The organism is Schleiferia thermophila (assembly GCF_003337435.1).
GTDB classification, from domain to species: domain Bacteria; phylum Bacteroidota; class Bacteroidia; order Flavobacteriales; family Schleiferiaceae; genus Schleiferia; species Schleiferia thermophila.
In genome coordinates, this window is sequence record NZ_QPJS01000001.1 from 153,417 (window position 1) to 172,868 (window position 19,452).

Annotated in this window: 12 protein-coding genes; 7 read left to right on the top strand and 5 right to left on the bottom strand. The window is 43.7% G+C overall.

The annotated features are described in order from the left end of the window. Positions 1 to 127 precede the first annotated feature (127 nt). From DES35_RS00745 to DES35_RS00760, 4 genes are all read left to right on the top strand, one after another. Complete coding sequence (locus DES35_RS00745; protein ID WP_244906306.1) at positions 128 to 1,369, top strand: NAD(P)-dependent oxidoreductase; 1,242 nt, start codon at positions 128 to 130, stop codon at positions 1,367 to 1,369. 437 nt (positions 1,370 to 1,806) lie between these two features. Next, positions 1,807 to 2,820: a 3-oxoacyl-ACP synthase III family protein gene (locus tag DES35_RS00750; RefSeq protein WP_114365531.1), complete on the top strand. Its 1,014-nt coding sequence runs from the start codon at positions 1,807 to 1,809 to the stop codon at positions 2,818 to 2,820. A 145-nt stretch (positions 2,821 to 2,965) separates the two neighbouring features. After that, entirely contained in the window at positions 2,966 to 3,568 is a 603-nt protein-coding gene (locus DES35_RS00755; RefSeq protein ID WP_114365532.1) for a carboxypeptidase-like regulatory domain-containing protein, read from the top strand. Between the two features lie 9 nt (positions 3,569 to 3,577). Then, complete coding sequence (locus DES35_RS00760; protein WP_114365533.1) at positions 3,578 to 6,076, top strand: TonB-dependent receptor; 2,499 nt, start codon at positions 3,578 to 3,580, stop codon at positions 6,074 to 6,076. Between the two features lie 11 nt (positions 6,077 to 6,087). Here the strand turns inward: DES35_RS00760 and DES35_RS00765 are convergent, their stop codons facing one another. Beyond that, positions 6,088 to 7,833, bottom strand: a complete 1,746-nt coding sequence (locus tag DES35_RS00765) for a M23 family metallopeptidase (RefSeq protein ID WP_170125667.1) — start codon at positions 7,831 to 7,833, stop codon at positions 6,088 to 6,090. A gap of 766 nt (positions 7,834 to 8,599) precedes the next feature. Further along, a complete protein-coding gene (locus tag DES35_RS00770) occupies positions 8,600 to 8,998 on the bottom strand; it encodes a hypothetical protein (protein WP_114365535.1) in 399 nt (132 codons plus the stop codon). 797 nt (positions 8,999 to 9,795) lie between these two features. Here DES35_RS00770 and DES35_RS00775 point away from each other — a divergent pair. Then, positions 9,796 to 11,337 carry an acyl-CoA carboxylase subunit beta gene (locus tag DES35_RS00775; RefSeq protein WP_185714347.1) on the top strand — a complete coding sequence of 514 codons (1,542 nt, stop codon included), beginning with the start codon at positions 9,796 to 9,798 and terminating at the stop codon, positions 11,335 to 11,337. 834 nt (positions 11,338 to 12,171) lie between these two features. Here DES35_RS00775 and DES35_RS00780 read toward each other — a convergent pair. From DES35_RS00780 to DES35_RS00790, 3 genes are all read right to left on the bottom strand, one after another. After that, positions 12,172 to 13,170: a glycosyltransferase gene (locus DES35_RS00780; protein WP_114365536.1), complete on the bottom strand. Its 999-nt coding sequence runs from the start codon at positions 13,168 to 13,170 to the stop codon at positions 12,172 to 12,174. Then, the gene (locus DES35_RS00785) at positions 13,157 to 14,158 is read right to left on the bottom strand and encodes a glycosyltransferase family 2 protein (protein ID WP_114365537.1); all 1,002 of its coding nucleotides are present in this window, start codon (positions 14,156 to 14,158) and stop codon (positions 13,157 to 13,159) included. The genes DES35_RS00780 and DES35_RS00785 overlap by 14 nt, the downstream gene beginning before the upstream one ends. A gap of 105 nt (positions 14,159 to 14,263) precedes the next feature. After that, complete coding sequence (locus DES35_RS00790; protein WP_114365538.1) at positions 14,264 to 17,422, bottom strand: UvrD-helicase domain-containing protein; 3,159 nt, start codon at positions 17,420 to 17,422, stop codon at positions 14,264 to 14,266. A gap of 149 nt (positions 17,423 to 17,571) precedes the next feature. On the opposite strand from DES35_RS00790, the gene dinB reads away from it, so the two are divergent. Both dinB and DES35_RS00800 read left to right on the top strand, forming a co-directional pair. Continuing rightward, positions 17,572 to 18,756, top strand: a complete 1,185-nt coding sequence (gene dinB, locus DES35_RS00795; RefSeq protein WP_200876137.1) for a DNA polymerase IV — start codon at positions 17,572 to 17,574, stop codon at positions 18,754 to 18,756. A gap of 80 nt (positions 18,757 to 18,836) precedes the next feature. Next, the gene (locus DES35_RS00800) at positions 18,837 to 19,379 is read left to right on the top strand and encodes a YceI family protein (RefSeq protein WP_114365539.1); all 543 of its coding nucleotides are present in this window, start codon (positions 18,837 to 18,839) and stop codon (positions 19,377 to 19,379) included. Positions 19,380 to 19,452 lie beyond the last annotated feature (73 nt).

The following is a 19,452-nucleotide window of genomic DNA, read 5'->3' on the forward strand; positions in this document are numbered from 1 at the left end:
AATAAAATAAAGTAATTGCTTTTTATACTTTGGTACCATAGATGTAGAAAAAGAATCGCTTTGGCCTGATGAACTATTGCCTGTTTTCAGTCACGGAACAATCTATTTTTGCCAAAAAGAAAGGTACATGCTGAAATTTGGGATCATTCGAGAAGGAAAAAATCCACCAGACAGACGCACTCCCCTCACCCCGGGTCAAGTGAGGCTGTTAATGGATAAGTTCCAAGTTGAGTTCTATGTGCAATCGAGTCCATACCGCGCTTTCAGTGACGACGAATACCGGGAAAGAGGTATCCCAGTGACTGAAGACCTTAGCATGTGTGATGTGATTCTGGGAGTAAAGGAAGTACCTGTCGACATGCTGATACCCGAAAAGACGTACATCTTTTTTAGCCATACTATTAAAAAACAACCCTACAACCGACAGATGCTTCAGGAAATACTCAGGCGAAAAATCCGATTGATCGATTATGAAACCATGGTTGATGCCAAAGGAAAAAGATTGGTCGGTTTTGGCAAATATGCCGGTATTGTGGGAGCTTACAACGGATTGAAAGCTTACGGATTGCTGAGCAATGCCTACCATCTGAAGCCCGCTTATCAGTGTTTTGACCTGGCAGAAATGCTCGATGAGCTTACCAAAATTCAATTGCCAGTAGATTTTAAAATAGCTATCACAGGTACCGGAAGAGTTTGCGAGGGTGTCATTGAAATAATGAGGGCAGCCGATATCGAACAAGTATCCCCTTATGAATATGTTTTTAGGGATCACACCCAGCCGGTATTTGCCGTGATAAAACCCACACAGTATTACAAGCGCAAAGACGGCAAGGTGGCCCGGAAATCTGAAATTTACGACAATCCGATTGGATATGAAAGCGATTTCCTGCATTTTGCCAGAGAATCTGACCTGTACATCACCGCACATTATTGGGACAATAGGGCCCCATATATTCTTACCAATGAAATGCTGCTAGATCCTTTTTGCCGCATAAAGGTGGTAGCTGATATCAGCTGCGATATTGGAGGACCTATAGCATGTACCCTCCGACCATCGACCATCGAAAATCCGATCTATGCCTACGATCCTGCCAGCCGAAGTGAAGTACCGCTTAACACCCCCAACAGTATTGCGGTAATGGCAGTAGATAATCTGCCGTGTGAGCTGCCGCGCGATGCCAGCGAAGGTTTTGGCAAGGAACTGATGGATAAAATTTTTTCTGAATTGCTAAAATCTCATTCCCCCATTATCGAAAGGGCCACTATCACCCTGCCTGAAGGCGTGTTGGCCCAGCGCTATGAGTATCTTGCCGATTATGTAAGCCAGGAATCCGACCTGGAAGTGTCCACCGGACAAAATTCAAAATAAACATGCTTCCAATTACTTCATTTGGTTGAATTGATAAGTTCCCATTCGAAATTTTTCTACCCTCTTTGGCATCCAGATGAGCTTTGCATTGCATGGATTGAATACTGCTTTCTTCACCACGGATATCACAGTTGCGAACAGGCAGGGCACTTTCTTTTCGAAATTCAGCTGTATCGATTCAAGTATTAAAGTTTTATTTCTTTTTTGAATTACTCCTGTATGGGACCAATTGATTTACACATACAATTCTTCAACATTGAAAAAACTTTTAGCTATCGATTTAGATGGTAAGAAATCCTGAATGCAAACACCGGTTGCATACTATGTATTTGATAAAGTCAGTCGCCATTATAGGCCTGATTGTATCTTTTAGACACTGTTTGCTCTTGCTTTCGTAACGACAAATTTTAATACCTTGCAGCGCTTAAAATCAGTGTATGTATCGTTCAAAGATTTCAGGTATAGGTCATTATGTACCAGAAAATGTCGTCACAAACCATGACCTGGCAAAAATGATGGACACCAGCGATGAATGGATAATAGAAAGGACTGGCATCAAAGAGCGAAGATTTGTAAAACCCGGCGATGGCAATACTCCTTCAAGCATGGGAACCAAAGCAGCCCTTCAGGCGATGGAGCGGGCCGGTATTACACCAGATGATATTGATTTTATCATTTTTGCTACTTTGAGTCCTGATTATTACTTCCCCGGACCGGGTGTGCTGGTGCAGGAGCAGCTTGGTATCAGAGAGGTCGGTGCGCTGGATGTGCGCAATCAGTGCAGTGGTTTTGTATATGCATTGAGTGTGGCAGACCAGTTTATAAAGACCGGTATGTATCGCAACATCCTCGTCATCGGGTCTGAACTACATAGTGGAGGACTCGATTTTACCGATAGAGGCCGCAATGTAAGCGTGATTTTTGGCGATGGGGCTGGAGATGTAGTGGTATCACGTGCAGCCGACGACGAACCGGGAGGAATTCTCTCCACTCATTTACACTCAGAGGGAAAATATGCCAAAGAATTGGCTGTGACCGCTCCTAATTCAAGCCGGTGGATACCTCAGATCATCAAAGAAAATGATCCGGAAGACGCATCGTATTATCCCTACATGAATGGCAATTTTGTCTTTAAACACGCCGTAGTACGTTTTTCAGAGGTAATTCAGGAAGCACTCGAGGCCAATGGACATGCTCCAAATGACATTGATTTGCTTATACCTCACCAGGCCAATCTCCGGATCAGCCAATACTTACAGCAAAAAATGGGATTGGCCGACCATCAGGTATACAACAACATCATGAGATATGGCAATACCACAGCAGCCAGTATTCCCATAGCTATGAGCGAAGCCTGGGCTGAAGGTCGTATCCGACCAGGTAACCTGATTTGTCTGGCAGCTTTTGGCAGTGGCTTTACCTGGGCTTCGGCGTTAATACGCTGGATATAAATTTCATACGACCCCGACCAAAGCCCCCTGAGCATTGGTTGCAGGGCATTATCTTTGTTCTGACAACTGTGTTATGTAATCAATTCAACGAGTGAAGCATTATTCAATTTTTTTACTGCCACTGCTGGTTTTAATTTCCTGTACCATGCCATCTTATGGGCAAAAGGGAGTCAAAGCCATTCAAATTTCAGGAGTAGTAATCACGGACGATGATATTCCGCAGTTTATCCCCAATGCCCATATCTTGATTCGAGCTCGGGGCCAGGGCACCATCAGCAGCAGTGACGGTTTTTTTTCCATAGCTGCCATGCCCGGTGATACCATTTTGTTTAGTTGCATTGGCTTTAAAAGAGAAAAATTCTATGTTTCACCCGATCTAAAGGACGAAAAAGGCTATCTGATGACCGTCACGCTGGTACGCGACACGGCCATGCTTCAGGAAGTAACCCTCTATCCTTGGCCGTCGCGCGACAGGTTGTATACCGAGCTGTTGGCCATGCGACCCAAGACCACCGAGCTCGACATTGCCCAGCGAAACCTGGCACTCGAATCCCTAAAAGACCGCGCCAGAGCCATGGGCTTCGATGCTTCTGAGGCAGCAAGATATATGGTACGCCAACAAGAACAAGCCATTTACAATTACAACCGCTACAACGGCCTGGCCAATGGTGGACAGGCCATGCTCCTGCAGCTTTCCAATCCATTTGCCTGGCTTGAGCTCTTTGAATCCCTAAAAAAGAAAAAGTAAATCCACACATTGATTGTTTCTGATAAACGCCGGCCTCTGGTCATATTGGTAGTTGTTGCTTTTTGCATAGTGCAGACTTCATTCGCTCAAAATTCTGTAATCACCGGTAAGGTGGTATCTTCTGACGGTCTGCCGCTTCATATGGTTGAAATCTACTGTCGCGGATATCAGACCTATACCGACGAAAAAGGTAAATATACCCTCGAACTGCCCGCCGTCAAAAATTCTTGGGTATACTTCTACTTGCTCGGTTATCGAAAAGATAGCCTCCGTGTAGACCTTCAATCCAATAAGGCATACAACTTCCGCACTGTCCTGAGGCCCCTGTCCGAAGAGCTCGGAGAGGTGGAAATTGTAGAAGAAAAATCCAGAATCACCAATACCACCGTCATCGAGGTAAAGGCGCTCGACATGCTCGCAGGACCCGTCACCGGAGTGGAAGGCCTTATCAGGCTCTTGCCCGGCGTCACATCCCGTAATGAAATGAGCTCACAATACAACGTACGCGGAGGAAATTTTGACGAAAACCTGGTGTATGTCAATGGTATAGAAGTTTATCGTCCCTTTTTGGTGCGCAACGGACAGCAGGAGGGCCTCAGTTTTATCAATCCAGATATGGTCGGTAACATCGAATTCAGTGCAGGAGGTTTTGATGCACGCTACGGAGATCGGATGTCGTCAGTATTGGATATCACCTATCGCAAGCCCGAAAAATTTGGCCTCCGCTCTGAAGCCAGCTTTATGGGTGGCAGCCTTACTATAGATGCAATAGGATTGAAAAATCGATTTACAGCCCTCAGCAGCATTCGCTATCGCACCAATGAATTGTTGCTTGGCTCTTTGGATACCGATGCAGACTTCCGCCCACGTTTCACCGATGCACAGGTGTATTTGACCTATTCATTAACTGATAAACTCGAAATCAGCTATCTGGGCAACTATTCGCGCAATATTTACAAAGTCATCCCATCCGTTAGGACTACCAATTTTGGCACCATTCAGCAGTCGCTCAGGCTTACGGTGTTTTTTGACGGCATGGAAAACTACGACTTTACAACACGCTTCTCAGCTCTGGCGGCTGATTTGCGCCCCTCCAAAAAAACTACCCTGCGCTGGGCCGTTTCCGCATTTCAAACTACTGAACAGGAATACTTCGATATAGCAGGAGCGTACCGCCTGGCTGAGCTCGACAACAATTTGGGTTCAGACCAATTTGGCGATATCCGCTTTATCCGGGGGGTAGGAGGGTTTCAAAACTACGCACGCAATCTGCTCGATGCCATCGTAATCAATGCCCAGCATACAGGCACCTTTGTCACCTCCCGGGGCACCTGGGGTTGGGGCTTGCGCTGGCAAACCGAGGACATTATCGACCGCTACAAAGAATGGGAAACCATCGACTCTGCCGGCTACAACCTGCCCCATTTCCGTAGGCATATCTTCCGGACGGATACCCTGGGCAATGTATTCGTCGATACCGTAGAACCCACCGGGCTCTTCCTCTTCGAAAGTTTCGACTCCAGAGCATCCGTCGTATCACAACGCTGGATGGGTTACGGTGAATACTCTGCGCGCCACAAAATCTGGGGAGGAGATCTCTACTTCACCGCTGGACTGAGGCTCCACTACTGGACCCTCAATCAACAGATGCTCTTCATCCCAAGGACCACCCTGAAGTTCAAACCCACGGGCCCAAAAAACATCATCTACCGCCTCTCACTCGGTGCCTACCATCAGCCAGCTTTTTACCGCGAAATGCGCGACCTGCGCGGCAACGTCAATACATCCCTACGTGCTCAGGAAAGCTATCACCTGGTCACAGGCATCGACCAGGTAGTCACTATTTGGGACCGGCCGTTTCGCATCATCACGGAATACTACTTCAAATACCTTCGAAATTTAGTAACCTACGAACTGGAAAACGTTCGCCTCCGATACTCTGCACTCAACGACGCAGATGGATTTGCCACTGGACTCGACTTCCGCATCAATGGCCAATTTGTCAAGGGAATTGAATCGTGGTTCAGTGCTTCCCTGATGACTGTACGCGAACGACTGCGCGACCAGCCAGAACTCGGCTATCTTCCCCGTCCTACCGACCAGCTCTTCAATACCAGTATTTACTTTCAGGATTACCTGCCCAAAGACCCCTCATGGCGCGTCGGACTCACCCTTAGCTTCGGTACAGGCATACCCTTTAATCCCCCGCAGTTCCCGCGCACCACGCAGACCTTCAGAATACCACCCTACCGCCGTATCGACGTCGCATTCTACAAAGTGCTCAAAGAAGAGGGCAAACCCGCACGTTACAAAGCTCTCAATACCTTGAAAGCCGCCTGGATCGGAGCCGAAGTCTTTAACCTCCTGGCCATTCGAAACACCATCAGCTATTTATGGATCAAAGACATCAATGCCGCCAATCCCGATATTTCCACCGGCAGGCAATTTGGCGTACCCAACTACCTGACCAATCGCCTCATCAACCTGAAGGCTGTGGTCAGAATCTGATCCGTCGTTACTTAGCGAATAATCTCAGTTCGATATTCACCAATATTACCCACACCATCGGTCACCTTCACTTTTATCTCCATCTTCCGGCCGGCCGGCGGAGTTTCAAAAATATGGTAGAGCAATCCCGTTTTCCCGTCAAATTCGGCCAGCACCCATTGCCCGTTGATTTCCATACGGTAAGACTTGATGCCACTCAGGTCATCAGAGATCCGAAATCTCACCAGCGCCTGATGGCGCATATTGCCTCCAGCTGGAATGTTTTGCGGCACTATGGTAGGCACCTTCAGGTCTGCTTCTACCCAATATTTGCCAAACGACCTGATTTTGGCAGTATACCAATCTCCTTCAAGTGTGCCAGTGACCACATTTCTTTTGTTTCCAACGGTATTCACTAACACAAACTTTGACGCATTCGGATGACTGCCATTTACCTTCATCCGCAAAGTAGCAAACTTGTGAAACGGCACACTTTCATCCCTGAAGTGAACTTGTGCCGAAAGACTTTCTGGTTCCAAAGGTTTAACCGAGAAATTTACCCTTACCGGTCTGTAAAAAGTACCGCTCTCTGCCAGAAAGACAAAATGGTCGTCCTTGATCACAATCTCATCGTTAAAACCAAAATAACCTCTTCGTTGTTGAGGTTGCGCATTGATTGTTTCGGATACCCCCCTTGCCCAAAAAGCTAACTCAGAAACATTTCCGCTGATATCGCTTGCCACTATCTGCACTCTCACCACACTATCGGGTGTTAAACTGATTAGACCTCTGTTTACGACTGCTGTGTACACATCAAGTCGGTTTCCGGGTAACACAAAAAGTTGATGAACATTTCTGCCACTGTTTACACGGTAGTCGTAATCGATGTGCGCGTTCAGATACCTTGTTTCGTCGAAACGTACAGCATCTGCCGAAAATTTGTAGATCAGCTCGCCATCTACATACAGCGATAGTGTGTAGACTCCAAACTTAAAGCCCGATCCATCCTTGTAGTCCACCGTCTCCACTCCCAGCCCTGCCAAAACCGGAATAGATACCGTGTCTTTTTCAAGCCTGTAAACGGAGGGAGATACTCTCCTCACGGGCAGGATCCTTCTTTGAATCTCAAGAAAATCCTCATCCAGTTCATACACCATACATTGCAGGAATTCCGGGGGCTTGCTGTCGGGAACTTCATATCCAAAAGCCATAGGATTGATCGCCCGCTCACTCCCCTGATCCCGGATTTCAAAATGCAAATGCGGACCCGCCGATCCGCCGGTATTGCCTGACAGGGCAATTACTTCACCCTTTTTTACCCTTAGCATACCAGGTTCGGGGTACAAGTCCACTTCAAATGACTCCCTTTTGTACTGCTCTTGTCTTACATATTGTTCAATGGCGGTATTAAACCTCTGCAGGTGCGCATACACCGTCATATATCCATTAGGATGTTGGATGTAAAGTGCTTTTCCATAGCCATAGGCACTCACCAGTATTCTCGCCACATAGCCATCAGCAGCAGCAAACACCTTTTTGCCCTCCACTCCGCCGGTGCGCAGATCCAGGCCGGCGTGGAAGTGATTGGATCTCAATTCACCAAAATTGCCTGACAACTGAAGTGGCAACTCCAGAGGCGGTCCAAAATACTCCGGTAATTTTATTTCAGGTTGTCCGCTCAGTGAACCGACCAACCCAAAAACAGCAAAAAGCGCCACCAATCCTGTATCCCAACGAATCATGCGGCTAAAATCCGTTTTTTTTACAGCAAAGCGCATACCTCGACACTTAAAATATTCACAGGCCTGTCGGATTACCTTTTTTTTAAATAATTGAAATATGTACCCATCGCAGATTAATTCTATCCTTTTATAAGGAAGGCAATGAAAATTTAATATACCCGGTGAATCTGGCATCCGGTTTTAATATCTTAATTGAGAAATCCGAAATTGATGATTTTTACTTTCGTCATCAGACAAAACATTTGAATAATTGGAAAGACCCTTAGACGCGCCTGAATATTTTTATCTGGTAATTTCAATCAATTAACACAAAATCATTGAACATCAGATGATGATTGAAAGTCGCTGCATTTTGTAAGCCAATCGTTTTTTTGTGAGCTAATTTGTTATTTCATTAAAAAAATCCGGCCTACTCTGTTAGGTGAGATTCAGGAAACAGGTTTCTTTAAGGAGAATTCAATGAATTTTTTATCATATAATTCAATGTAAAAACACACTAAATTGCAGGCGAAATATTGGATATCATTTGGAAAAATTGTGTAGTATTTTTGAAGTACAAAATAAAAAAAATATCATAACAATTACTTAGTGAAGTTAACTTCTCAGACTTTTCTAAAAGGCTAAAAATTGTTTGTTTCTTACCTGAAAATTTATAAAATTGATTTGAATTTATTTTGGACTGAATGACCTGATTTAAAACTTGAATTTAGTAAAAAATTCATGAATTGGATTTTTTTCAAATCCTGGGCCTATTGTGATATGAATCTATTTTTTGAATTACAATAAATTACTGCGAAAATACCTATGACTTTCTTAAGATATAGCGAGTTAAAATGATACAAGGCGAATTGTTGTTGTCCGGATGAACAGCAGTGGTCACATTTATAATTTCCCACCCTTGCTTTTGCAATTCATTCAACTTCATAGTAACGAGGTTGTCATTGCTCTTCAGGTTTTTTTCATTAATAAAATTTGCTACTGAAAACAAACCTTTCAATTCAATGGTCTCCTGATTTCCGTCGGGAAAAGTTATCAGCATGTGGGACGCTGCTCCTGTCAAGAATGATGCATACTCCACTACTGTCACTGTCATGGATTGTTTTAAATCCTGGGTGACGATCATGGATTGCCGGGAGGACTGGCCTGTTGCATACTCACTCATAATAATAGCAAAGAAGCTCAGAAGAAATATTTTTTTCATAATGGATATTTTTAATATTGTAAAATTTAAAAAAAATAACATTGCACTAAGTAAATTGAATATTAATTCTTTATTAAACAATGTGTTTCCTTGAAGTTGATAAAGTTAATAAGACAAACCAATAAACTTTTATCTTCAATTTCGGAGATATACTTTGGCACAATCACTTGCATAAAATTTAATATGAGCTGTATCGTAACACATGTTGAGTATGTTGTACAAAAGATTTTCGGTGTCAATCACTGTGTTATTGGCAGCTTTTTGTTACATGGTAGCAATTGGTTTAAATCAGTTTGAGTACTTGCCTCGCATTGCCAATAGTCTGGTAGATTCTTCCCTATCAAGATTGGTGATTTTTTTTAACCATTCAATGATGAAGTAGCTTTTGATCAGTATAGATTTTTTTTCCGGGATTATACTACTTTCTCCAATTCCGAATTCCTTGCACATTGAATAGATTTTTATCTTTTAAAAGTTGCCTGAAGGGAGATAGCAAAACGAATTTACTTACTCCATTCCGTTAAAAAACTGTTTTTCATCGGATGACTTAGTTTTCAGTTTGAAAGTAATCCCACGCCGTTCTACGTTCAATGGCTGATGCTATTAAACTCCTGTTTTTATTAAAATTTTTTATTTTCTGAAGTTTTATCAACGCTCTGCGATATTTTTCAAATAGATTTTATTTGGCTTTTATAAATCAACGGAAATGCAATCATCAAAAAGAGTTTGAATGCAGTAAGTTCAACTGCATCCAAATGCTTACTATCATTGCACAGCCGTTTCAAATCTTCAGGCCGATGAAAGAAAGCTTCAAAAAACTGCTGGACCTTAAAGACGAAGCCCTGAAGGGCGGGGGAGAAGACCGCATTAAAGCCCAGCACGAAAAAGGCAAACTCACCGCCCGTGAGCGGATCGACTTGCTGCTCGACCCGGGCAGCTTTCAAGAACTGGGGATGCTCGTCAAGCACAGAAGCAAAAATTTCGGCCTTGATAAGCAGGTATTCCTTGGCGATGGAGTTGTGACCGGCTATGGCACGATCAATGGCCGTTTGGTATATGTCTTTGCGCAGGACTTTACAGTGCTTGGAGGCTCGCTGGCTGAGGCACATGCCGAAAAAATCTGTAAGATCATGGACCATGCCATGAAAAACGGAGCCCCCGTAATCGGGCTCAACGATTCGGGCGGTGCCCGCATTCAGGAGGGCGTAGTCTCCCTGGCCGGATATGCCGATATTTTCTATCGAAATACCTTGGCCAGTGGAGTGATACCCCAGATTTCAGTCATCATGGGTCCGTGTGCAGGCGGGGCAGTCTATTCGCCCGCTCTTACCGATTTTGTGGTGATGGTCGAAGGCACCTCCTACATGTTTGTCACCGGACCAAATGTGGTAAAAACAGTAACCCACGAAGAAGTCACCTCCGAAGAATTAGGTGGCGCAAGCGTGCACAGCACCAAAAGCGGGGTTGCCCATCTTACCTATCCCAATGAAATAGCCACCATAGAAGGTATACGCACATTGCTCTCGTACATTCCTCAAAATTGTGAAGAAAATCCACCTTCATTGCTCTATACCCCCGGCGACGAATCCAGACCTGCTCTCGACGACATAATTCCCGACAATCCCAACCTGCCTTACGACATGAAAGAGATCATTCAGCAGGTAGTCGACCCGGATTCGTTTTTTGAAATACACCGCGACTTTGCGGAAAACATTGTCGTCGGCTTTGCCAGGCTTGCCGGTCGTTCCATCGGTGTGGTGGCCAATAATCCGGCATTTCTGGCCGGTGTCCTCGACATTAAAGCCTCTCAAAAGGGCGCCAGGTTTGTCCGGTTTTGCGATTCATTCAACATTCCTCTGCTTGTGTTTGAGGATGTACCCGGATTTTTGCCGGGCACCGACCAGGAGTGGAACGGTATCATCACCTCAGGCGCCAAGTTGCTCTATGCTTTCTGTGAAGCTACCGTACCGCGTATCACAGTGATCACCCGCAAAGCCTACGGTGGAGCTTACGATGTGATGAATTCCAAACACATCGGTGCAGATCTCAACTTTGCCTGGCCTACAGCCGAAATCGCCGTAATGGGGGCTAAAGGTGCGGCTGAAATCATTTTCAAGAAAGAAATCGCAGCCGCTGAAGACAAAGACAAAAAGCTCAAAGAAATGGAAGCCGAATACGCCCGAATGTTTGCCAATCCCTACAGGGCAGCTGCCAGAGGTTTTGTAGACGACGTCATCCTGCCTCGCCAAACCAGAGAGGTGCTCATCCGTGGATTTGAAATGCTTAAAAACAAAGCCGTATCTCTTCCCAGAAAAAAACACGGCAATATTCCTCTCTGACACCCAATGATTCATCCGAATGGATCGGATGGAAATTTTATGTGAATGTTCCTAAAAGCAGTTGTCTTATGGCTTAGTTTTTTAACCAACAAATGCCTAAATCTTAATGTTGATTTTAAAAACCGGAAATAGCTGTTACACTGGCAAGGAATCTGATTTTAACTTTTTTTGCTAAAAATTGACATGCAGTTTCGATTGTGTCCTTGTCATATGTAGAGTAAATACAATTTAATTTTACAATTCAAAAGTACAAACTTTTATTGCGTTTTAAGATTGAAAAGCATCGGTAAATCGAAGCATTGAACCAATGATAAAATAACAATGAAAGATAAATGAAAATTACCAACTATTGTATAAAAATTTAACTCCGGTAACCTTTAAACAACTGAAGTGCAGGTTGCGTAAGGAATTTAAAATATCTCACCTGAAATCGAATTTGAAAAATAAACCATCGAATCACTGAAAAACAGCATCCCTGTTGTTCTTTCTTAGATTACCAAATTCTGACACCTGAATTGTTTAATAAATTTATGGTATTTAATTTAATTCCGTCTGTGATTTCTTACCAAGTCCGGTGTAAAAAGAGGGAAATCTTCCTGGCTAATGAATACATGTGAAACAATGCTTTATTCAGCAAATATTCAAATTGATTGGATGGGTATTATATATGGTATAAAAAGCTGTAAACGGTCGGAAAAAATTCTACTATCAATAAATCATATTACGGCTCATAAAAGTACAGAATGCAATAAATTAAATATTGCAGTTTAAAACTTTCTAATTGGGGATATGAACAATCAAACAGTTAAACCAGCAAAAGGCATAGTAGATAGATCACAACTCGATTCCTTGCTTATTGCCTTTTATATACATTTCCCAACCGTTTCGAGCCATTCCATAGCCATAGCCCACCATCATCACCAGTGTGGTTATTATGGTGAGAAAGCCGATTCTGACGCTTTCATTGGTCATGGTGGAAAAAATCATGACCAAACTCAGATACAAGAGATACAGCATCAACGGTAACTCGGTAAAAGGCAAAAGCAGCAAAGACATCAGTAACCCGATGCTGAATACCAGTGGAAACAGATGTGTAATCTTCAGATTACCGGGATGGCGTTGGTTGAGCAGCAGCCTGGCAGCCCCAAACCGGTATACTTGTCTGAAAAATTTTTTTAAGGTCGTCCTTCGCTTGTGGTATACACCTGCCTCTGGAATGTACGCCACTTTATACCCTGCTTTAAGTAAACGTATGCTCAGCTCTATGTCTTCTGCACATAAAAAATCAGAATATCCTCCCACATCGTCAAAGGCTTTCTTGCGCACACCCATATTAAATCCTCGGGGTAGGTAGGTTGTTACAGATCTTCTGCCACCGCGAATGCCTCCGGTCGTCAGAAAGGAAGTCATGGAGTAATTAATGGCTTTTTGAAGCGGTGTAAATCCCTCTGCGGCCAGGTCCGGTCCACCAAACACATCGGTATCCGGATGTTTTTCGAGAAAAGAAACTACCTGACTCAGGTATTTATCTGGAATGATGCAGTCCGAATCCAGGAAAATCAGGTAATCTCCCCTGGCTGCTGCAGCAGCAGCATTACGTGCGGGGCTCACGGCTATATGCTCGGTGTAAAGTATGGTCAGTGGATATACTCCGTTGTTTAGAAATCGACTGATGACTGGCCTGAGTGTGTCACCTGGGGTACCATCGCTCACAATCACTTCAAACTGCTGATACTCCTGCTTGAGCAGACTTTCCAAAAATTCCACCACTTCATCAGGTCTGCCAAATGTCGGGGTGATAAGACTGAAATAAATTGGTTTACTTGAATTCATTGACTTTTGACTGGTCTAGATTGGCGGTGCGCTCGATCACAGAAGCATCAAATTTTCGTGGGTTGTTTCGAATGATCAACTCAGCCAGAAATCCAGCCAGAAACAACAAAGTCCCCAAAATCATGGAGGTCAGAGAGATGTAAAACCACGGATTATCGGCTACAAGCATTGCTGGGACTCCCTGTCGCAAAGAATATAATTTTGAAATGCCAATATATAAAGCGGCAAAAAAGCCAAACACAAACATCAGGGTGCCCAGCAATCCAAAAAAATGCATGGGCCTTTTGCTGAATCGACTGACAAAAGCCAGCGTTACCAGGTCGAGAAACCCATTGATAAATCGCTCCCAACCAAATTTTGTCGAGCCGTATTTGCGTGGTCTGTGAATCACTGTTTTTTCACCAATCTTGGTAAATCCTGCACTTTTGGCCAATACAGGTATGTAGCGGTGCAATTCTCCATATACTTCTATGTGTTTAACCACTTCCAGCCGATATGCTTTCAAACCGCAATTGAAGTCATGGAGCCGGATACCCGACATTTTTCGGGTGGCGTAATTAAAGAGTTTGGTAGGGATGGTTTTTGACAAGGGATCGTAGCGCTTCTTTTTCCAGCCCGATACCAGGTCGTATCCTTCCTGAGTGATCATCCGGTAGAGTGCCGGAATTTCATCCGGACTGTCCTGCAGGTCAGCATCCATGGTAACAACCACCCGCCCGGTAGCAGCCCTGAATCCGGCGTTCAGCGCTGCTGACTTACCCTGATTTCTTCGGAATGAAATTCCTTTCACCTCAGGATATCTTTCTGCCAGACTCGAGATGACGGTCCAGGATCGGTCGGTGCTGCCATCGTCCACCATGATGACTTCCGCGGTAATACCTTCGGAGTCGCAGACCCTTTTGATCCATTCAAACAATTCGACCAGAGATTCTTCCTCGTTGTACAGAGGTATGACCACACTGATGTCAGGTGTATACGAGCTTTTCAAGCGGAGTATTGATTTGCGCTCAAATATCCGATGTTTGGGGCAAATAAAGACAGAACATTCCTCTTTAGTGCCATGCCAGATCCCAAAAAGCAAAAAATCCTTGACTTATGCGCTAATCTTGCGCATTTCAATGCCATCTTCCTGCAGATACAGTAGGTAGCCTTCAGCCTTTTGACCGCCCTGGCTCAGCAGATGTACATAGTGCCTGAGCTGATCCAGATGAGCATCCGATGGATGACCGGTTTTGTATTCTACTACCTTAATCACATCTCCAATCAACGCCATGGCATCTGGTATTACAAACTGGCCATTGCTCAGGATAGCCCTCTCAGTGACTACTTTCGGGGCCGTATAGATGGCTTTTAACTCATCGTTTCCATCTATAAATTCCACAAGCTTCTGCAGGATATTTCGTTCGTAAAAGGTCAGTGCGTTTGAGTGAATTCTTTCCTTCAGGTCATTCAAGTGATTGCACTGAGACAAAATTTGGTGCATTTTACTTCCCGTTGAAATTTTCTGTGCCTGAGGCAGACTATAGTGCCGCGCTATCTTCAATTTGTCCCTCCAGTGAGTGGTTGTAGTTTCAGTTTGTAATGGCTGTGGGCTTATTTCTGTTTGTTGTTTAGATTTTTGAGTGGCTTTAACTCCTTTCACATATACGGATGATTCTGAAGCAATAGGATTGCCATCGAAAACAGTGCACTTAATTAAATGGGAAATTTCATCCTGGTAAGGCTTGTTTTTAATGCTTATATACAATTCGCTTTTGGGTCTGGTGAATGCCACATACATAAGATTTACAGCATCTTCCATCTGTTCTTGTACATAGCGCTTTCGCATTTCCTCCAAATCATCTTCCTCAGGCCAATTCTGGTTTTTATAAATATGTACCAGAGCAGCGCCTAGAAAATATCTATTCGGATTGAGAGGGATGATTTGCATTTCTTGCTGGAAGGTTTTATAGTCAAAAAACGGCAGGATCACTACAGGCCATTCAAGCCCTTTAGCCTTGTGTATGGTCATTATGGATACAGCATCGGGGGTCGTTGATGCATTGATCGAGCGATCCTCATCAATTTGATGGGTATAGTAGTCGAGAAATCCTACAATATCTGATGACCTGTATTTTTCTACATAATCATACACCAGCTCCAGGTACGCCACAATAAAAGGATCCTGCCGTTCATTGGGAAAGTAAAATTGCACCAGCTGAGTTGCCAGCTCATGTACTGGTATTCGTCTCAGCTCGGATGTGTATCGAATGCGCTCGAGCAAGCTGTGATTTTTTTGAATCTTGCAAGTACTCAAAAGATAGGTAAAAAAACACTGATTATCATTTAGTATTTCTTTGTACAATTGATGTTCAGATTGTCCATTTAGGTCGATGATTTTTAGCTTGATCAGGTCGTATGCGATTTTGAACTTTAACAATTGATCCTGCGGATTTTTTATCAGTCGCAGCGAATTGTCCAACACCTTTACTTTGGGGTTGGATTTTATAGCAAATGAATCCTGTGACGATACGGGAATTTTTTCAAAAGTTTGTTCGTTGCTATTGAGCTGTTGAAAGTAATCGGCAAGCTTTTTACCTTGTGCTTTGCTTCTTACCAAAATGGCTATGTCTCCATATCGGTAATTTCTTTGAATGCAATCCCGTATGATTTCCTTTACATGGTTTAATGTGGCCTCTTCGTATTCATCTGCAGTAGATGAATTTAAAGCCTGTATTTCAACGTATCCTTTTTCTTTTGAGCTGGCATTTTGTACTACATCGTGATAGGAATCTTTTTCAAAATTCCAAATCGATTTTTTGATTTTTGAAAAAAAATCGTTGTTAAAGTTTACAATCTCTTGGGCACTTCTGAAATTTTTATCTAATACTTTCTTTTCTGGTGATATGTTGAATGGTGTTTTTTTATGGTTAAGAAGCTCAATCATTAGTTGGCTGTTGGCATTTCTGAACCGATAGATGCTTTGCTTCGGATCACCGATCAGTTTCAATGTCCCATTTTTAGCTAATATTTCATGTGCCAGTGGTTTAATATTTTCCCATTGCCGGCTGGAAGTATCCTGAAATTCATCTATGAAAATGTAATGGTATCGATTGCCGAGTTTTTCAAAGATAAAATCTGCTGCTTCATTTCGTATGAATGTATGAATAGTTGCACTGATCTCGCTTAGCAACACCTGATTTTCTTCTTCGGAAACTTCTTTTATTTTCTTTTCAATATCGCGAAGCAATATGAGCAATGAGGAGAGCTTAAGAATATTTTCGATGAGCCTGACTTTTATAAGACGTGCAAGCAGTTTGCTTGCTGATGACTCAAAACATTTTGCCAAAGAATTTATGTTTTCAATGTTTTTTATGGAGGAATTTAATAAATATGACTGGAATTCATTATTTTTAATTTTGTTTGATATAATTTGTAACTTATTAATTGTATCATTCAGGTTTATTTCTTCCGATGATAATTCTTCAAAAAAAAGTTTGTATAATGTCCCTCTGGAGCAGTCTTCCCTTTTTAAGTTATGTTTACTAAATATTTTTTTTGTGCATTCATTTATTTGATTTACTTCATTTAATAATTTTTTTTTGTATTCTATAAGTTTTGTTATTGTATTATTGAAATCCTCATAATTGATATTTTGAAAATTATTCAAGAAAAGTTCTGCTTTTTCATCGGAGATTTTTTTGGTAATTTCCCGCAGGATGAATGTTGGGTCCTGGATGTATTCACTGTCATTAAACGTTATATTCAGATAGTCTTCAAAGAATTTTGTAAGTTCTGAATTAGTTCCTAATTCACTTATCAGGCTATCGATGGCCAGAGTTTGAATATACGTTTCGTCTACACCCGGAGCTTTGTTCCATGAGGTCAGCAGTTCAGCGGTGAATGCCTTGTAGAGCTTCAAAAAAAATTTATCGATGGTAATAACGTGAAAGCCGCTCATGTCGTGAAGAATTTCAAACAACACTCTTTCGGCTTTTTTCTTTAGGATGTTGTCAGAGAGGTTGGTTTTTTTTTCAATTTCAGCTTTGAACGCCTGAAAATTTTCGGAAGAGTCTCCGGCAGCGAGTTTTTGTAGATTTTTCAGGATGCGTTCTTTCATCTCTTCTGCTGCCTTGTTGGTAAAAGTGATGGCCAGAATTTGCCGGTGCACATTGGATGGACCGGTGAGGCATATGGAGATGTAATCAGAAGCCAAAGTAAATGTTTTTCCGGAACCTGCAGAAGCTGAGTAAATTACAAATGGTGAGTCCATCGTTGAAAATTTACCCTAAAACTAAGGCACACCTCAATTGGTCAGTTCTGAAGCGGATTTTTTCAATGAAAAATTTTTTCGTGACTTCAATAAATGCTTATATTGTAATCTGAAAATTGATAAATAAATTGACAAATAGAGCTGATGTTATGAGTTTCATGCTGCTGAACAATGACAAGCGAATCGTCACTCACATGGATTTGGATACCTTTTTTGTTTCTGTGGAGCGACTCAAAAATCCGAAACTCTACGGTTTGCCTGTGATTGTGGCTGGCAGTAGCGATCGGGCTGTAGTAGCCTCCTGCAGCTACGAAGCCCGTCGCTATGGTGTCCACTCGGCCATGCCCGTCAAAATGGCACGTCAGCTATGCCCTGATGCCGTATTTGTACGGGGCGATATGGAAGAATACAGCCGCTACTCCCACCTGGTCACCGGGATTATAGCCGAGCATGCACCGGTGTACGAAAAACGCTCTATCGACGAGTTTTACCTTGATCTCACCGGTATGGACCGATTTTACAACGCCTATCGTTGGGCGCTCGAACTCAGGGATCGCATCATCCGAGAGACAGGCCTGCCCATCTCCATGGGCTACTCCATCAACAAGACAGTAGCCAAAATAGCCACCTCTGAAGCCAAACCCGCTGGCACCCTTCAGGTAGAGAAAGGCTCAGAGCGCTCATTTCTCGCACCTCTGCCAGTGAAGCGTATTCCCGGTGTAGGCACTAAGGTCCAATCTACCTTTTACGAACTCGGAATACGCCGTATAGCCACCCTTCAGCAGATGCCACCACAGCTGATAGAACGTACCCTCGGTCGCAATGGGCTCGACATCTGGCAAAAAGCCAATGCAATAGATCCCTCACCTGTGGAGCCCTACAACGAAGCCAAATCCATCAGCACCGAGCAGACTTTCGAACGCGACACCATCGACCACTACTCCGTCAGACGCATCCTGGCCGCCATGACCGAAGAGCTTGCCCGCCAGCTCCGACAGCAGCACCGCCTCACCGGCTGTGTCACCGTTAAGATTCGCTACAGCACCTTCGATACTGTGAGCCGCCAGCAGAGCATCGCTTATACTCAGGCTGACCATAAACTCATTCCAACTGTCCATGCTCTCTTCGACCGACTCTACGACCGCCGTCTGCGTATACGCCTTGTCGGTGTGCGGTTTAGTAGGCTCATCTACGGCTCTTATCAGCCTGATCTCTTCGAACCCCATGAAGAGACCATCCAACGCCTCTACCGAGCCCTTGACCACCTCAATACTCGCTGGGGAAAGCCCGTTGTAGGACGAACAAACAGCATCCTGACCATACATCCCGCATGAAAAATCGACTCCTCATATAAATAATGTAAACAATCTAATCAAAATATATGTATCAACAATAAATGTAAATACATATAATAATGGAAACAAAAGCACTAGCCACCACTACTTGGCAACTCGACAAAGCTCACAGCGAGCTGCTCTTTAAGGTAAAACATCTGATGATCACCCATGTAAAAGGAGAATTCAGAGACTTCGATGCCACTGTGAGCACAACAGGTATCGATTTTCAGGGGGCTGAAATAGAGGCTGTCGTACGCACAGCCAGCATCGACACCAACCATGCTGACCGAGACGCTCACCTCAAAAGTGCCGACTTCTTCGACTGCGACAACCATCCGACCATGACTTTTGCCGGAAAAGCTTATCACATCAGTGGCAGCAATTACGAAATCCGGGGGATCCTTACCATCAAAGCTATTAGCCACCCGGTGACACTGAAAGCAGAATATGGAGGAATTATGAAAGACCCCTGGGGCAACGAAAAGTGCGGTTTCTCCTTTACCGGAAAAATAAGCCGCAGCCTATGGAATATCACCTGGAATGCTGCCCTAGAAGCCGGCGGGGTATTGGTCAGCGATGAGGTCGTGCTCATGGGCGAAATCCAGCTTTCAAAGCTCTGAGCTTCACCAGGCAAAGCGCATTTTTTACATTCAGAGCAGAAAATCCCGGCATGAAGGGCACGGGATTTTTTGC

Coding starts and splice junctions, on each gene's coding strand:
- DES35_RS00780 (WP_114365536.1), bottom strand. CDS start 13,170: ATGAATTCAAGTAAACCAATTTATTTCAGTCTTATCACCCCGACATTT.
- DES35_RS00755 (WP_114365532.1), top strand. CDS start 2,966: ATGCCATCTTATGGGCAAAAGGGAGTCAAAGCCATTCAAATTTCAGGA.
- DES35_RS00750 (WP_114365531.1), top strand. CDS start 1,807: ATGTATCGTTCAAAGATTTCAGGTATAGGTCATTATGTACCAGAAAAT.
- DES35_RS00790 (WP_114365538.1), bottom strand. CDS start 17,422: ATGGACTCACCATTTGTAATTTACTCAGCTTCTGCAGGTTCCGGAAAA.
- dinB (WP_200876137.1), top strand. CDS start 17,572: ATGAGTTTCATGCTGCTGAACAATGACAAGCGAATCGTCACTCACATG.
- DES35_RS00745 (WP_244906306.1), top strand. CDS start 128: ATGCTGAAATTTGGGATCATTCGAGAAGGAAAAAATCCACCAGACAGA.
- DES35_RS00775 (WP_185714347.1), top strand. CDS start 9,796: ATGAAAGAAAGCTTCAAAAAACTGCTGGACCTTAAAGACGAAGCCCTG.
- DES35_RS00770 (WP_114365535.1), bottom strand. CDS start 8,998: ATGAAAAAAATATTTCTTCTGAGCTTCTTTGCTATTATTATGAGTGAG.
- DES35_RS00765 (WP_170125667.1), bottom strand. CDS start 7,833: ATGCGCTTTGCTGTAAAAAAAACGGATTTTAGCCGCATGATTCGTTGG.
- DES35_RS00800 (WP_114365539.1), top strand. CDS start 18,837: ATGGAAACAAAAGCACTAGCCACCACTACTTGGCAACTCGACAAAGCT.